This window comes from Proteus sp. TSJ240517 (assembly GCF_047921575.1).
Taxonomy (GTDB): Bacteria; Pseudomonadota; Gammaproteobacteria; order Enterobacterales; family Enterobacteriaceae; genus Proteus.
In genome coordinates this window covers 73950-89292 of sequence record NZ_JBLRMH010000010.1, presented here as the reverse complement: position 1 = coordinate 89292, position 15343 = coordinate 73950, and the positions used below count along the sequence as shown (strand labels likewise).

Annotated in this window: 15 protein-coding genes; 9 read left to right on the top strand and 6 right to left on the bottom strand. The window is 34.3% G+C overall.

Annotated elements, in window-relative coordinates; genetic code table 11:
• Window positions 1–3 precede the first annotated feature (3 nt).
• Genes ACNARN_RS16070 through ACNARN_RS16050 form a run of 5 tightly spaced genes read right to left on the bottom strand, consistent with a single transcriptional unit; the run spans window position 4 to window position 6091 of the window.
• Window positions 4–417 carry a type III secretion protein gene (locus ACNARN_RS16070; RefSeq protein WP_196532927.1) on the bottom strand — a complete coding sequence of 138 codons (414 nt, stop codon included), beginning with the start codon at window positions 415–417 and terminating at the stop codon, window positions 4–6.
• An 8-nt stretch (window positions 418–425) separates the two neighbouring features.
• A complete protein-coding gene (locus ACNARN_RS16065) occupies window positions 426–2531 on the bottom strand; it encodes an EscV/YscV/HrcV family type III secretion system export apparatus protein (protein WP_198620580.1) in 2106 nt (701 codons plus the stop codon).
• A 27-nt stretch (window positions 2532–2558) separates the two neighbouring features.
• Entirely contained in the window at window positions 2559–3635 is a 1077-nt protein-coding gene (gene sctW / locus ACNARN_RS16060) for a type III secretion system gatekeeper subunit SctW (RefSeq protein ID WP_198620581.1), read from the bottom strand.
• Window positions 3636–3639: 4 nt separating this feature from the next.
• Entirely contained in the window at window positions 3640–5352 is a 1713-nt protein-coding gene (gene sctC / locus ACNARN_RS16055; protein WP_198620582.1) for a type III secretion system outer membrane ring subunit SctC, read from the bottom strand.
• The gene (locus ACNARN_RS16050) at window positions 5336–6091 is read right to left on the bottom strand and encodes a helix-turn-helix domain-containing protein (RefSeq protein WP_198620583.1); all 756 of its coding nucleotides are present in this window, start codon (window positions 6089–6091) and stop codon (window positions 5336–5338) included. Before ACNARN_RS16050 ends, sctC begins: the two co-directional genes overlap by 17 nt.
• Before the next feature lie 296 nt (window positions 6092–6387).
• Here ACNARN_RS16050 and ACNARN_RS16045 point away from each other — a divergent pair, with 296 nt between their 5' ends.
• The 7 genes from ACNARN_RS16045 to ACNARN_RS16015 are packed head-to-tail and all read left to right on the top strand — an operon-like array spanning window position 6388 to window position 10474.
• Entirely contained in the window at window positions 6388–7458 is a 1071-nt protein-coding gene (locus tag ACNARN_RS16045) for a hypothetical protein (protein ID WP_198632581.1), read from the top strand.
• A gap of 51 nt (window positions 7459–7509) precedes the next feature.
• Complete coding sequence (gene sctF / locus ACNARN_RS16040; protein ID WP_198620585.1) at window positions 7510–7764, top strand: type III secretion system needle filament subunit SctF; 255 nt, start codon at window positions 7510–7512, stop codon at window positions 7762–7764.
• 23 nt (window positions 7765–7787) lie between these two features.
• Entirely contained in the window at window positions 7788–8072 is a 285-nt protein-coding gene (gene sctI, locus ACNARN_RS16035) for a type III secretion system inner rod subunit SctI (RefSeq protein ID WP_151436217.1), read from the top strand.
• Window positions 8073–8074: 2 nt separating this feature from the next.
• On the top strand, window positions 8075–8836 hold the full coding sequence (gene sctJ, locus ACNARN_RS16030) for a type III secretion system inner membrane ring lipoprotein SctJ (RefSeq protein ID WP_416304685.1): 762 nt from the start codon (window positions 8075–8077) through the stop codon (window positions 8834–8836).
• Complete coding sequence (locus ACNARN_RS16025; protein WP_416304684.1) at window positions 8820–9380, top strand: type III secretion protein; 561 nt, start codon at window positions 8820–8822, stop codon at window positions 9378–9380. Before sctJ ends, ACNARN_RS16025 begins: the two co-directional genes overlap by 17 nt.
• The gene (locus tag ACNARN_RS16020) at window positions 9361–10053 is read left to right on the top strand and encodes a MoaD/ThiS family protein (RefSeq protein WP_198620587.1); all 693 of its coding nucleotides are present in this window, start codon (window positions 9361–9363) and stop codon (window positions 10051–10053) included. The genes ACNARN_RS16025 and ACNARN_RS16020 overlap by 20 nt, the downstream gene beginning before the upstream one ends.
• A complete protein-coding gene (locus ACNARN_RS16015) occupies window positions 10043–10474 on the top strand; it encodes a hypothetical protein (RefSeq protein WP_416304683.1) in 432 nt (143 codons plus the stop codon). The genes ACNARN_RS16020 and ACNARN_RS16015 overlap by 11 nt, the downstream gene beginning before the upstream one ends.
• A gap of 6 nt (window positions 10475–10480) precedes the next feature.
• Here the strand turns inward: ACNARN_RS16015 and soxR are convergent, their stop codons facing one another.
• Window positions 10481–10930: a redox-sensitive transcriptional activator SoxR gene (gene soxR / locus ACNARN_RS16010; protein ID WP_196532938.1), complete on the bottom strand. Its 450-nt coding sequence runs from the start codon at window positions 10928–10930 to the stop codon at window positions 10481–10483.
• 208 nt (window positions 10931–11138) lie between these two features.
• Here soxR and ACNARN_RS16005 point away from each other — a divergent pair, with 208 nt between their 5' ends.
• Together ACNARN_RS16005 and ACNARN_RS16000 are read left to right on the top strand one after the other, a co-directional pair.
• A complete protein-coding gene (locus tag ACNARN_RS16005) occupies window positions 11139–12245 on the top strand; it encodes an efflux RND transporter periplasmic adaptor subunit (RefSeq protein ID WP_416304682.1) in 1107 nt (368 codons plus the stop codon).
• 12 nt (window positions 12246–12257) lie between these two features.
• Window positions 12258–15335: a MexW/MexI family multidrug efflux RND transporter permease subunit gene (locus ACNARN_RS16000; protein WP_416304681.1), complete on the top strand. Its 3078-nt coding sequence runs from the start codon at window positions 12258–12260 to the stop codon at window positions 15333–15335.
• Window positions 15336–15343 lie beyond the last annotated feature (8 nt).

Genomic DNA, 15343 nt, shown 5'->3' with positions numbered 1-15343 from the left:
TTTTTACCCAATAAACTGTTGATGAACGCTATTCATCATTTGGAAATATTCATCAATCGCTTTCGCCATTGATTCACCATTTTGTAAAGCAATGGGCATAAATGAGGCACGTAGTTCTAATTCAGATTCTACTTTCACTAAAGCAGGCTGCCCCGGATAAAAACTCTCCATTTGATTATTAATACTGGTTAATAATAATGATGTACTGCATTGTGATAATAAGTTTTCATCATATTCACCAAGCACAGACCAGATCATAGGAACCTCATCAACAACCAATAAATTAATATCAGGCATATCGCCTAAACTAATTGTTATTGTTGAATGATTATCAACAGATTTTCCCTCTGAGAATAAATCATTGCGTCCAATTACATTCATGGCATCCATAATTAAACTTGCTAGATCAAAAGACATAATCTCTCCTAAATAGATTGTAAAACGTTAATTTCAATATCAGATGTAATTTCATCATAAGACAATACAGATAGCTGTGGATATTGTGTTTCTATTAGTTTTTTAACAAATCGCCTTATATCTATTGCTGTTAAAAACACATAATCTTGAATATATTTAATCTCATCAATAGCAGTAGATATTTTTTCTATTATCATATCAAGCTCCGCAGGTTCTAAATTTAAAAATGTTCCCGAAGAACTTTGCCTTATTCCACTACGAATAATCTCTTCTACATTATGAGATAAAATAATTACATTAAATTTTCCATCTTTTGAAAAAAAGTGGCTAATATAACGTGAAAGCAGTGATCGGATATGTTCAGTTAAAAGTACAGGGTCCTTTTCTCTACTTCCCCATTGTACTAAACCTCCTATTATTGTTTTTATATTTCTAATAGGAATTTTTTCTTGTACTAGGCGTTGTAAAACATCATTAATTCGTTGAATAGAGACTTGTCTATAACACTCTTTCAAAAGTTCAGGTGAATTTTCCTCTATTTTGTCAAGAATATTTTTTGTCTCTTGTATTCCAAGAAATTCAACAATATTCAATGTAATCAAGTTGGAAAATTTTCTATAAAAATAGATTTCTGGCAATTCTACTTTATAACCTAACGATGTTAATTTATCTGTATCATTCTTATTAATCCAATAATGGATAACATCATTATCCTTAATCTCTATCATTTTAAAATCTAAAGAAAAAAGTTCATCATTAGGATTTTCAACATAAACAAAGGGGAAAGGACAATCAAATTCATCCGCCTTAACTTCGTTTATTAAGATAATAATTTTATTTTCATCAATTTTATCCGAATAATGAATAACAATATCGGGAAGCAACACACCGTATTGTAAAATAAATTCTTTTTTCAACCATTTTTCAAAAACTAGTTTTGAAAGATACGCTTTCTTCTTAGCGGAAACCGTAATAATTAAAGGTAATGTTTCTGCTTGAGATAAGGTAATATTCTCAGTTAATAAACTATTTTCATCGTCTGATTCATTTTTATTTGAAAATAGATTTGAAATAATGCCTTTTTTACTATCAGGATCTGAAGCATCATCTTCATTTTTTTCATCCCCACTTTCTGTAGAGGCTTCTTTTTTCTTACTTTTCCATTGTTTTTTAAAGAAATAGCCTCCTAATATTACCGATAAAATAAGAAAAACAGGGGTTGGAAAACCAGGTAAAAAACCAATAACAAAGGCAAGGATTGCAGTTACTAACAACGCAAAATCTTGAGCTAACAATTCATTCATTATGCTAAAACCAAGATTATTATTTTCACCACCAACGCGCGTAACAATAAAACCCGCACTGATAGAAATCAGCAATGCAGGAATTTGAGCAACAAGCCCATCACCAATGGTCAAAAGTGTATAAGTATGTAACGCTTGTGAAATTGAGAGATCCATTTGCGCCATACCGACAGAAATTCCCCCAATTAAGTTAACAAAAATAATGACAATGCCCGCAATTGCATCGCCTTTAATAAATTTCATTGCACCATCGAAGGAGCCATATAATTGACTTTCTTGACCTAATTCTTTTCTTCTTATTTTCACTTCTTCATTAGTAATGATCCCAGATTTTAAATCAGCATCAATACTCATTTGTTTTCCGGGCATACCATCCAAAGAAAAACGCGCCGCAACTTCTGCAACACGTTCAGAACCTTTAGTAATTACCAAAAATTGCACAATAGTCACAATTGAGAAAACAACAAAACCTACCACTAAATTTTCACCAATAACAAACTCACCAAATGAAGTAATAATTTCACCAGCATCCGCATCCAATAAGATTAATCGACTTGTACTAATAGAAAGAGCAAGACGAAAAAGTGTCGTAATCAGTAATAATGCTGGAAAGGTCATGAAGTTCAATATTCGAGTAATATAAAATGAACTCATAAAAATAAGAAGAGAAATAGTAATATTCAATCCAATAAGGAAATCCACAATATATGTTGGCAAAGGTATAATTAACATCATAATAACCAAAATCATAACCGATAATACGATTAGTTCTGGTCTATTTTTTATTGCCAATAGGAATCTATAAATCATAGAAATTATCCATAAATTATTTTTTGTTTATTTTCTTTGTTGATATTGTTCTAATCGAAGGTAATTATCTATAAGTTTTTGTATGATTATTTGGCATTCATCTCTAAATTCATAAGATAAATATAATGACTCTGGATAGTTATTAAATATCGTTTTTATTCCTTGTAATAATTTCATTTTTATATTAACTAAATAATCTATCCATTTATTTTCTAAAAGAGATATTAAATATTTTTCCATTTCTTCTGGAAATGTCATTCCATGAAAAACCAATTGATACAGCTCTTTATCTGTTATTGTATTTTTTAAATCTTGTTTTTCTAGTTTTTCTATATTGATTTCGATAAAGCTACATAAAGTCCGTAACTTATTAACACGGTCTAGAAAATAACCAAACTCTGAACTTTGAGAACAACTGGGCATTAATGATTGCATATCACAAATCAAGCTTTGTGTTAAAAAACTCAAAATAATTGTGCATTGTTTAATGTCATACTCTTCTACCCACATCTTAAAAAAATAAATAGGTTCAAAATCAAGGTTAATAAAACTACGATAAAGATCTCTTAATGTCTGAGCATTGAGAGAAAGTAACTTTGCAAATGTTTTAGCCTGAAGCGCAATATTAATACCAGCTCTAATTTGCTTTCCATTCTCCCCCTCAAGTAAACGGTTTATCTCATTCTCAATACCTGCATCTAATTGTGCACCTAACTTTTTTTTTCTAAGTAATTCTCGTAAAACCATCACGAGATCACTTTCATCAGGGAACATTTTACGTAAATAACTGAGCAATTCTTGCAAACTTCGCCCTGATTTTCTAAATAACATCATGACTTTATCGAGTTTCTTATCTGCCCCCTCTTCTGCAATATATAATGTGCTTTGCCCTCTATTTGCTTTTTTATCTAATGATTGACCAAAGCGTTGAGAAAACAGTGTTGCAACCATAGACATATCATCAGATATCTCGATTAATTGATTTTGATAGTTTTGACTTTCATTTATTTTTGGTTGTTTATATTCTGTTTCTTGTTGGCTTTTTTTACCAATACTGTTGTTTGCTAAATTTGTGGAAGTAGAGGTATTAATTGGCCCGATCATAGTGCTACCTCATAAAGGCTTGAAGTTGTTTTAATGCTTGAGATGTTTTTTTATCAATTGGTTGAAATGGATTTTCAATTAAAGATCCAAAATCTTCAGTATCCGAATTTTCTAATAATCGAGGTTGCAACATAAAAATACGGATCATTTTTTTGTTATTCTCAGATTGATAACTAAATGCTCGGCCAATTAAAGGAATAGTGCTTAAAAAAGGAACGCTATTCTCAGCTTTCACATTATCTTCGCGTGTATATCCACCAATTAATAAACTTCCACCTTCAGAAACACGGGCAACAGTACTAATGTTTGTACGGTTTATAACCGGTAATTTTTCAACACTTTCATCATCACCATTCTCATCTTTTTTCTCAGCACCATCTTCAAGATTAATGATCATCTCAATATCTTTATTCAAATTACCAATGCGAGGTAATACACTGATCATCGTACCAAACGTTGTTGATTCTAATGAAGCAACGCGTTCGCCTTTTATTTGTGTATAAAAAGTGGTGTTGTTATCAAAAATAGCAGGTGTATTTTCTTGAGTTAATAAAATAGGACGAGACACCATTTGTGCTTCACCATCTTCACTCAATGCTTTGATTTTTCCTAAGAAACTCAAACCAGATGCTGCACTTAAACTTGCCGTATTAAAAAAGAAAGTACCTTTACTCGAGCCATAACTCGCCTGCCAATTAACCCCTAAACTATCGGCTTTATTTTTAGAAATATCGATTATCCATAGTGACAGTTCAACTTGCCTTTTCGGTTTATCTAATTGAGTAATCAGCGAACCAATCAGCGCTAAACCTTCTCGGCTCGTTTTAACTAAAAGACTATTTGAGCCTGGTAAAGGGACTAATTCGACATTATATTGTCCCATTTTGGTCATAATAGGAGCATTAGCTTCTTGAATGCTATTTATCGTTTCATCATCTTGCTGTGCATTGTCATTTTCTATATTACGGCTAGGCTCTATTGCTGTTCTTTTGATTCCCTCAGAAGACATAAATAGTTGCTGTAAAACAGAAGTAATACCAGGTAAAACAATTTTTTCATCACGTAAAGTGTAAGCTCGGTCTTGTACAAAAGTGTTTTTTAATGGAAATATTTGTACAAACTCATCACCATAACGAGAACTTCCCGTTGGTACTTGATTATTTATATTTTCATTAATTTGCTCTTGCACATCATTATCTAAAAACTCAGCCGCCGCTTTAACCAACCGAATATAGACAGGGGGACCAGAAATATAAAAAGTGCGTTGATCACGACCTGCTCGCAGTGGATAACGAGGATCATATAATCCCACATCTTGTAAATATTCTTTTAGCTCAATTAAACCTATATTTTGTACCTGAAATAGCTCTTGCAGGATCTCACTGTTCTCATAAATATAAATTGATTTTCCATCATTAAAATAGAGTAATGACAAGCGTTTTATCATCAATTCAAATGCTTCTTCTGGTGAGGAAATATCAAAATTTCCAGTTACTCTTTCCTTTTTTACCGCATTACTCAGAATAAAAGGTTTATTTAGTTTATCTGATAACACAAGAAAGAATTGTTCTACTCGCGTATCAACCGCAATAAAAACATCAGGTTTTTTCACCTGATGTGTATAAATAACTTTTCCTTGCGCAGCTTGAGTTTGAAAAGACAAACTGCAGCAAAGTGCTAGCCCAATAGCACAATAAATCTTATTTTTTATTTTCATAAAGATGCTGACCAATTCGGCGAAATTCTGTTGGCGTAATACCAAATAATGTCTTAATTTCATTAGAGAAATGAGACGCTGAACTAAACCCATTATCGACTGCAATTTGTGTCAATGATTCATCGGTTGATAGCGTGGTTAAAATTGAAGATGCTGCACGCCATGAACGCAATTGACTTTTTCCACAATTACCTAAATAACGTTTACATAGTCGTCTAAAATGTGTACCTGATACTCCATATCGCTCTCCGATTTGTGCAATATTACTTTTCTTCTCATCTAAATAGCTAATGAGATGCAAAATAAGCCAATAACTTTCACTGTGTCTTATCGTGACAAATAAAGGCTCTAATTGACTTTCTGTTTTTATTGCTTCATTTATTAATACGTATTCTAGAGATTTATTAGTATCTTCTATATAAAAAATCTGTTGATTAATATCAAATTCAGATCCTATTGCTGTCATTTTTGAAAAATCACGAGCATAATCAATAAACGCCAATAACCTCGCACAAATAAAAAATGAACATTTCTCAATTTTCCATGACTGATTTTCAGATTGAAAAATAACATCTTCATTTTTGGCATTATAAATAAAAGCCTTTCCTTTTATAATTTTAGTCGTTTTTTCATCATATATTTTTACTGGGAAATCATTATTTAAAGGAATGCAAAAGAACAATGAATTCCCCAGCAATATATTTTTATCGCCACTTATTTTTATATCATTTATTAACATAGCAAATACCTCGACTTATACTTATCGTAAATTTAAAAAATTAAAGATAATAAACTTTTAGCTAACTCATTTTTATGGTTTTACTTTATATAATCTTACAATAATATCACCTATTATTAACTATAAAGATGAATAACAAATTTTTTCTGTTTATTATTTAAAAAAAGTGATAGTAAAATATCAATACCACTATCAAATAAAAAACATGTGCTTTTTTTTAAAAGAATTTTTATGCTCGTTTGGCTAAACTATATTTATATTATGAATTAATAACAATTTATCATTAGGCTAAATCCATGCTTTATTATATTTACATCCTCAGTGGCCCATTAAAAGGAACAATCATTCCTCTACCACCCAATCGCTATTCATTATTCTTATATAATAAAGAATACATTGAAAATAAAGAAGAAAATGATAAAACCATACTTTATATCCCTTGTGATAAACAGGAAGATGAGAAAAAGCTCGCTATTATACTTGATGAAGATAATAGTGAAAATAATAAATATAGAATTGAAAGTAGCTTAATACAAAAAGAAATCGATAAAGAATATTCGTTGAAAGTCGATAGTCCAATATATAGCAATGATACGCCTATCTTTTTTATTAGTGATAAAAATGATTTATCTTTCGCATCATTTGATTTTAAAAAAAAGAAAAAAACAGGCATCATAAATAAAAAAAATCTTTTATTATTAATATTAATAACACTATTCTTTATAGCATTAGTTTTTTATATAAAGAGACCGGCAGAAGAAAAAATTATTCCAACTTTATCAAAAAGTTTAAATTTTAAAGGATATCAAGGAAAAAATGGATATTATTGCATTTATGATAATTTATACCCGACGTCAAAAATAGAAAATACATTAGAAAATAAAATTATCTATCTGGAAAAAATAAAAAACTTATCTACCGGTAATAATCATCAAAAAATACATATAATTTTTAAAGATAAATTCAAACCTATTGTTAGTTTTTTTTATCATAATGAAACTGAAAAATTAAAAATAATCAATAATATCAATTCTGATTTTTCAAAAAATTGCCAGCCAACCATTAAAGGAATATCAATACCCAACATTATTAATGATATAAATGAATTTGAGCTAACTAAAACAATAGGTTATACCATTGAAGAAAAAAATAACGGATTAACCTTTATTTTTGATGATGCATTAAATATCAGTAACAAAGAAAAACTGGATACTTATATCAAAAAACAAACGGCTATTTTTGGCAGAAAATTTATTTTTTACCGTGAAAATATAAGCAATCCTATGTTGAAAAATAAAGCAACATTACAAGAAGATCATGGATATATCTTTCTTGATAACCAACATCGTTATTTTCCTCAAGGATAATAACGATATTTATAATCGATAATTTAGAATCAATCTTAGAGGAATACTATTATGCCAGCTTATTCTGTTGCCGATGATGTCAGCACTATTAACCAAGTTGATAGTTATTTTCAAGAGCCTGTACAAAAACAAAGTGAGGCATTAAAAATTGCATTAAATGCATTAAAAACAGATACATCAAATGCTGCGGCCTTAGCTGATTACCAAGCAAAGCTTGCTGAATATAATATTACGCGTAATGCAGAATCAACGTCGATTAAAGTTGTGAAAGATTTGGCAATGAGCATTATCGGGAATATGCGTTAGTTTTTATTTAATGGAGGCTGTATATGGCGATTACCCCAGTTGTTCCTGTTCATTTGGCTACATTACCAAACGATAAAAGCACAAGTGATGATAATTTATCCTCAATAATGGTAAACAGCATCACAAGTGGTTTTCAATATGAAAAACAGATCCAAGAAAAGCTAACAACATTAAGCCAATTAAGTGATGTTCAAAGTTACACACAACTACAAACAACACTTAATGACTATACAATTACAATGAATTTAGCGAGCACGTTAGCCAGAAAATCACTGAATATTGTTGAAACATTACTCAAGGCACAATAGTAATGAAAATGCGATATTTGTTTTTGGCATTATTATGTTGCCTGTTTCCATTATTAAGTGGCTGTAAAGATCAATCTCTACTCACTAATTTGGATCAAAGACAGGCAACGGAAATTCAAGCTGTTTTACAAAAACACCAAATAACCAGTACTCGTAAAGCATTAGGAAAAGGGTTATTTGATGTTTCGGTCAAAAAAGAAGATATGGGAATTGCTATTCAGATCTTAGAAGAATATCAATTACCCACACTCTCCCGTATTGAGGTTACTCAATTATTTCCATCAGACGCATTGGTATCGTCGCCTCAAGCAGAAAAAGCCCGTTTAATTTCAGCTATTGAGCAGCGATTAGAACAATCATTACTTACAATTGACCATGTTATTGATGCTAGGGTACATGTGAGTTATCCAATATCCCCCACAGAACGTGTTATTCCAACACCTCATTCTTCAGCTTTAGTTTTTTATGAAGAGGGTATGCTAGATAATGACCAATTAAGCGAAGATGTTCGTGCTTTCATTCATAATGCTTTTAGCGATATGGATGAGAATAATATTACCGTTTTGCTATATCCACGAAATATCAATAAATTCACGTTGATAAACAACCAATTACATCAAGATGATCCTAATTCATCTTTTAGCTCTTGGTTATTCCCCAGCTTATTATTAGTGATTATTGTCGCTGTCATTGTGATTACATTAGTAATGTATCGACGTAAAAAAATACAGAAGATAGAGAGTGATAATGAATCTAACTCCTGAACAATTTGAAACGATATCTAAGGTAATGTATGACCCCCTTAGTTATATTCATGCTAATTATTCTGTATTAGCCTCAAAAGAAGAAAGTGCGATATGGCAAAAATTAGCCAATCGCCAATTAATTCAACGATATCAACTTATTAATCAACTAGATTGTGACATTGATATTATCGTAGACAAGATTTTTACCCATTGGGCATTACTTCCTCGTTGTGCTTTATTCTTAGGCTATTTTTATTCTCGAGAAACACTTTTATTATCGGGAAATTACTATCGTTTAGATCCACCATTAAAAGCATTCTTATCTCTTTATCCTGTTTTAAACGGAAATAAAAATAGTGTGCTTTCACTTAAAGTGAGTGATCCAATTAGTGTTGGTTATCAATTACTGTTTGATTTTATTCAGTCAATTTCAACCGCACTGGCTCAACGTTTTACATTGCTTTTTGCACCACAATCATCACTGGTTGAACTTCCTCAGTCACTCTTTTTATCCCGTTCACTTTTTCTTTTGGTATTAGATTATGCTGCGCTCGCTGTCTAAAGATCTTTTAACATACACTCGTGAAGGTGTATTAATACGGGCTCGCTATGTTCGACAGCTTGATAATATTTATAAAGCTGGATTAGCGGCCAAACTCGCGACAAAAAAAATGCTCCGAGATTTTAATGATAAATTAGATGCGCATAATAAGGAGATAGCAAACCAAGCTTATAGTAAAGGATTACAAGCATTATTAGGGGATATATTAAAATTCTCAATTCAATATCAAGAGCAACTGGCACACTATGAATTTCAACAAAGAGAGCAAATAACCGCAACTATTGCTCAATTTTTTGACTCACCAGAAATACAAGTTGAACTCACACGTCGTTTAATTTCAGCAACACCTTCAGAGAAAAAAATTACGCTAGATATTCCTGCAACGCTACGTCCATATCTTGAGAAAGAACTCAATAATATCAATATTGAATTGGTATCTCATGACAACAAGGTCATTGCTATTCATGCTGGTGATCAAGTGACTTTTTTTGATCCTGCACTGTTACTCAATGATTTAAAAGCACAATTTCACCAACCTTTTTCTGAATCTTATCAAGCAACATTTACTCAAGAAATTAAAGAGGCTCTGCTGAAATTTATTAATACGTTTGATATATCGGATGATATGCATCCTCAAATAGAAACATCCAGTGGGGGCAATAATGAAGATTGATGCTTTGAAAACACAGACTTTATATGAACCACAGCCTCATTTTCCTGCATCAAAAAGTATCGTAAATAAGGAATTAGATCCTTTAATGGCGACACTAAATCCTACTTTTTACCAAAATTTAAAAACGGCCAACGTGAATACAGTCAAAGATATCTTAGCGTTATTAAATCAATTTGATGTTAAAAATGAAGGCAATCAAACCTTAAAAGAAAAACGTCAAGTTGCGCTATTAATGTATGCTCGCCAAGAAAGTGAATTAGAAAATAGTGATAATAAAGAGGTCATTAATCAGGCGTTAATTTCACTTCTTTCTTACCAAGGTTTTTATCACCAATTTACACTCGACTTATTAGGAATGAACGATAACCAAGACGATTATGAGAGCTTCTTTAAACCTGATAGCGCTTCGTTTTCATTTTAACGTTAATTATAGGATCTGAGCTCCTGCACCTTTCTCACCTAAAATGTCATCTGGATTACGTAATGGGCAATCACTTAGCGATAAACAACCACAGCCAATACAGTGATCAAGTCCGTTACGTAGTCGCTTAAGGCGGTGAATTCTTTCATCTAATCGCACTTTCCAATCCGTTGATATTTCGTGCCATTGTTCTGCGGTCAATTTACTATTTGGTGGATATTTTCCTAGTATTTCCTGAATTTCTTTTAGTGGAATACCTGTACTCTGCGCCGCTTTGATAATTGCCACATAACGCAATACAACTGGAGGGTAACGGCGTTGATTACCTGCGCTTCGATAGCTTTCTATCAATCCTTTTTCTTCATAAAAATGTAACGTTGAAATTGCAACACCACTTCGTTTTGCTACCTCACCAACAGTAAGTGCTCTATTGAAATCTATTTTTTCTTTTTTCATTTTTAACTTTTCCTCTTGACCTCAACTTAACTTGAGGTTTTATAGTCCTCTCCTCAAATTAAGTCAAGCCAGTGGAATACTGACTTCTATGTTTAAGATCGTTGAGAAATGATTTATAGCAACGGCAAATAACCGTTATTTCAAAGCACTGTGGCAACAATTCAATCAATAAAAATAGAAAAATGCTCATCATGGGATAGGCAATAATATGAATAAAAAACTCACTTTTACCGTCTGTGCCTCGCTTTTTTTGCTCAGTGCAGGTGCGATAGTCTACGCGACAACTTCATCAAATGATGAGGAAACGCAGCAATTTGCTTACCCTCCAACAAAAGTGGCATTAGCAACCGTACAATCATCAAAATTACCCAACAATATGCAAGGGGTTGGAGAATTAGAAGCTGCGCGCCAAGTTTATTTAGCTGCTGAAACCAATGGTCGAATTGCTGTGATTAATTTTGAGTCGGGGCAAACTGTTAAAGCGGGTCAAGTTTTAGCGAAATTAAATGATGAACCTGAACAAGCTGAGTTATTACGTTTACAAGCGCAATTAACCAACGCAGAAAAACTCTATTCTCGAACCAGACAGCTTTATAGTAAAAATATGGTGGCAACAGCGCAATTAGATAGCACGTTATCAGAACGCGATATGATTGTGGCCTCCATTCGTGAAGTGAAAGCGCGGATTGCACAAAAAGCAATTAAAGCGCCCTTTGACGGTATTGTTGGAATAAAACTTGTCCATGAAGGGCAATATCTTAATGCGGGTGAACGTGTTGCCTCACTCGTTGATGCAAGCCATTTAAAGCTCAATTTCTCCCTTGATGAACAAGCTGCACCGAAAATTTCAACCAAACAGCCAATCAATATCGAAGTCGATGCTTACCCAGATATTATTTTTACGGGTTCAATAAATGCGATTGATCCTCTTATTGGCCCTTCTCGTACAGTGCAAATACAGGCTGTTTTACCGAATACTGACAATAAATTAAAAGCGGGCATGTTTGCTCGTGTTCAAGTTACTTCTCCTGATAGTCCTATGGTATTAACCGTACCAGAAACGGCAGTCACTTATACTGCTTATGGAGATACCGTGTTTGTAGCGCAATCTGACAATCAAAAAAACCTTATCGCTAAGCGTGTCTCTGTGAAAGTTGGATTGCGCTACAACGGCATGATTGAAATAAAAGAGGGTTTAGCCCTTGGAGATCAAATTGTTTCATCAGGCCAAATTAAATTAAGTGATGGGATAGCAATTGAACCCATTGAGCAAGATACATTGGCGTTGGCTCAATCAGCAACAACAAAACCATAACGGGAGCTAATAATGAAATTTACCGATATTTTTGTTCGGCGCCCTGTTTTGGCGTTAGTTGTTAGCACGCTGATTTTTTTACTGGGCGCATTTGCGTTCAGTAAATTGCCCATTCGCCAATATCCGATGTTGCAAAATTCAACGATCACGATAGCAACGGATTATCCCGGCGCTTCATCTGAATTAATGCAAGGATTTGTGACACAACCGATCACACAAGCCGTTTCCTCTGTTGAGGGCGTGGATTATATTTCATCTTCTTCGGTACAAGGGAAAAGCTTAGTCACGGTGAGAATGGAGCTAAACCGTGACCCTACTCAAGCTTTAACGCAAGTGATGGCAAAGGTGAATCAAGTGCGCTATAAGCTACCTGAGCAAGCTTATGATCCCGTTATCGAGCTTTCATCTGGTGAATCAACAGCCGTTGCATATGTTGGTTTTTCTAGTGAACAGCTTTCTATTCCAGAACTAACCGACTATCTTTCTCGTGTTGTTGAACCCATCTTTTCATCTATTAATGGTGTGGCTAAAGTTCAAGTATTTGGCGGTCAACAACTGGCAATGCGCTTATGGTTAGATGCTGATCGACTAGCAGGACGCAATTTAACAGCCAGCGATGTGGCAGAGGCTGTTCGTCGTAATAACTATCAAGCCGCTGCGGGTAAAGTCGAGGGTGAGTTTGTGATTGCCAACGTTTATGTCAATACTGATCTCACTAATGTCGAAGAATTTAAAGATATGGTGATTAGTAATGATGGCAATAGTCTGGTGCGTTTACGTGATATTGGCACAGTGGAGCTTGGTGCGGCGGCCACCGAAACCAGTGGTATTATGAATGGCAAAAAAGCGGTATTTTTAGGTCTATTTCCCACACCAACAGGCAACCCTCTCGTTATTGTTGATGGTATTCGTGAAAATCTCGCTGATATTGAAAAAACCTTACCTCCAAGTGTTGAAGTGGAGCTTGCTTTTGAAACTTCACGTTTTATCAAAGCCTCTATTGACCAAGTAGTACAAACATTAATTGAAGCAATTTTAATTGTTATTGCTGTTATTTATCTCTGTTTGGGCTCATTTCGCTCTGTTCTTATTCCTGTACTTGCCATTCCGTTATCTATGCTGGGTGCAGCAGGATTAATGCTTGCCTTTGGCTTTAGCATTAACTTACTGACTTTATTGGCAATGGTTTTAGCCATTGGGTTAGTCGTGGATGATGCGATAGTGGTTGTTGAAAATGTGCATCGCCATATTGAAGAAGGACTATCACCGGTTCAAGCGGCGCTAGTGGGTGCAAGAGAAGTTGCAGGCCCTGTTATTGCAATGACCATTACATTAGCCGCAGTTTATGCGCCTATTGGTTTAATGGCAGGTTTGACTGGCGCACTATTTAAAGAATTTGCGATAACACTGGCAGGTAGTGTGATTGTATCCGGTATTGTGGCATTAACCTTATCACCCGTGATGAGCTCATTAATGTTAAAACCAAAAGAAAATGAAGGCAAAATGGCAAAAATTGCCGAGTATGTCTTTGATAAATTGGCTCATTATTATGGTTACGTACTCAATTTTTCTTTAGCTAACCGCTGGTTAACCCTCGTTTTCGCCTTAGCCGTATTTGTCAGCTTGCCGTTTTTATATAGCCAGACAAAACAAGAATTAGCGCCTTCAGAAGATCAGGCGAGCGTCTTAACCGCCGTAAAAGCACCACAACATGCAAATTTAGCCTATGCAGAACGTTTTAATCAGAAGCTTGATGAAATTTATATGAGTCTGCCTGAAACAGATAGCACATGGATAATTAATGGCACAGATGGCCCTTCGGCAAGCTTTGGTGGGATCAACTTTGATGGTTGGGATTTACGTGACCGCAATGCAGATCAAATCCAAGCTGACTTGCAAAACCGCGTAAGTCATATTGAAGGAACCAGTATTTTTGCTTTCCAATTAGCTTCTTTGCCCGGTTCGGTGGGGGGATTACCTGTGCAAATGGTATTACGTAGCCCATTAGGTTATCCCGTTTTATTTGAAACAATGGAACAAATCAAACAACAAGCCAGAGAAAGCGGTCTGTTTGTCGTGGTAGATAGCGATTTAGATTACAACAACCCTGTCGTTCAAGTTGCAATAGATAGAGCAAAAGCCAATAGTTTAGGTATTCGTATGCAGGATATTGGTGAATCACTGTCTCTGTTAGTCGGTGAACATTATATCAACCGCTTTGGTATGGATGGTCGATCTTATGATGTGATCCCGCAAAGTGTACGTCACCAACGTTTAACGCCTGCAGCACTTGCTGGGCACTATATTCGTACTCAAGATAATGTGTTAATTCCATTATCGACAGTGGTAAATATTACGACACAAGTTGAGCCTAATAAGCTCACGCAATTTAATCAACAAAATGCAGCAATTTTCCAAGCGATCCCCGCACCGGGTATCACAATGGGGCAAGCAGTCGCCTTTTTAGAAAACGTAGCAGATTCATTACCTGCGGGCTTTAGCCATGACTGGCAATCTGATTCTCGCCAATTTACCCAAGAAGGAAATACCTTAGTCTTTGCTTTTATTGCGGCGCTTATCATTATCTATTTAGTGTTAGCCGCACAGTATGAAAGCTTGGTTGATCCATTGATTATTTTGATTACGGTTCCGTTATCGATTTGTGGTGCATTAGTGCCATTAGCTTTAGGTATAGTGACATTAAATATCTACACTCAAATTGGTTTAGTCACCCTGATTGGGCTTATCAGTAAGCACGGTATTTTAATGGTGGAATTTGCTAATGAATTGCAAGTTCATAAAAACCTAAACCGACGTGATGCGATTATTGAAGCAGCAAAAATCCGCTTACGCCCTGTGTTAATGACCACGGCGGCAATGGTGATTGGACTTATCCCACTGTTATTCGCTAGTGGTGCTGGGGCAAATAGCCGCTATGGATTAGGACTAATTATCGTCTCAGGAATGTTAGTTGGCACATTGTTTACCTTGTTTGTATTGCCAACAATGTACAGCTTTTTAGCGCGAAACCATCAAATCAGCGCCCAAACAGAACGTCAAAAACAGTTACAGCAAGTGGGTGAGTTGTAAGCCAGATA

What these genes read in the sequence shown, in the direction of transcription:
- ACNARN_RS16070 (WP_196532927.1), bottom strand. Translation starts at nt 417, where the DNA reads ATGTCTTTTGATCTAGCAAGTTTAATTATGGATGCCATGAATGTAATT.
- ACNARN_RS16065 (WP_198620580.1), bottom strand. Translation starts at nt 2,531, where the DNA reads ATGATTTATAGATTCCTATTGGCAATAAAAAATAGACCAGAACTAATC.
- sctW (WP_198620581.1), bottom strand. Translation starts at nt 3,635, where the DNA reads ATGATCGGGCCAATTAATACCTCTACTTCCACAAATTTAGCAAACAAC.
- sctC (WP_198620582.1), bottom strand. Translation starts at nt 5,352, where the DNA reads ATGAAAATAAAAAATAAGATTTATTGTGCTATTGGGCTAGCACTTTGC.
- ACNARN_RS16050 (WP_198620583.1), bottom strand. Translation starts at nt 6,091, where the DNA reads ATGTTAATAAATGATATAAAAATAAGTGGCGATAAAAATATATTGCTG.
- ACNARN_RS16045 (WP_198632581.1), top strand. Translation starts at nt 6,388, where the DNA reads ATGCTTTATTATATTTACATCCTCAGTGGCCCATTAAAAGGAACAATC.
- sctF (WP_198620585.1), top strand. Translation starts at nt 7,510, where the DNA reads ATGCCAGCTTATTCTGTTGCCGATGATGTCAGCACTATTAACCAAGTT.
- sctI (WP_151436217.1), top strand. Translation starts at nt 7,788, where the DNA reads ATGGCGATTACCCCAGTTGTTCCTGTTCATTTGGCTACATTACCAAAC.
- sctJ (WP_416304685.1), top strand. Translation starts at nt 8,075, where the DNA reads ATGAAAATGCGATATTTGTTTTTGGCATTATTATGTTGCCTGTTTCCA.
- ACNARN_RS16025 (WP_416304684.1), top strand. Translation starts at nt 8,820, where the DNA reads ATGAATCTAACTCCTGAACAATTTGAAACGATATCTAAGGTAATGTAT.
- ACNARN_RS16020 (WP_198620587.1), top strand. Translation starts at nt 9,361, where the DNA reads ATGCTGCGCTCGCTGTCTAAAGATCTTTTAACATACACTCGTGAAGGT.
- ACNARN_RS16015 (WP_416304683.1), top strand. Translation starts at nt 10,043, where the DNA reads ATGAAGATTGATGCTTTGAAAACACAGACTTTATATGAACCACAGCCT.
- soxR (WP_196532938.1), bottom strand. Translation starts at nt 10,930, where the DNA reads ATGAAAAAAGAAAAAATAGATTTCAATAGAGCACTTACTGTTGGTGAG.
- ACNARN_RS16005 (WP_416304682.1), top strand. Translation starts at nt 11,139, where the DNA reads ATGAATAAAAAACTCACTTTTACCGTCTGTGCCTCGCTTTTTTTGCTC.
- ACNARN_RS16000 (WP_416304681.1), top strand. Translation starts at nt 12,258, where the DNA reads ATGAAATTTACCGATATTTTTGTTCGGCGCCCTGTTTTGGCGTTAGTT.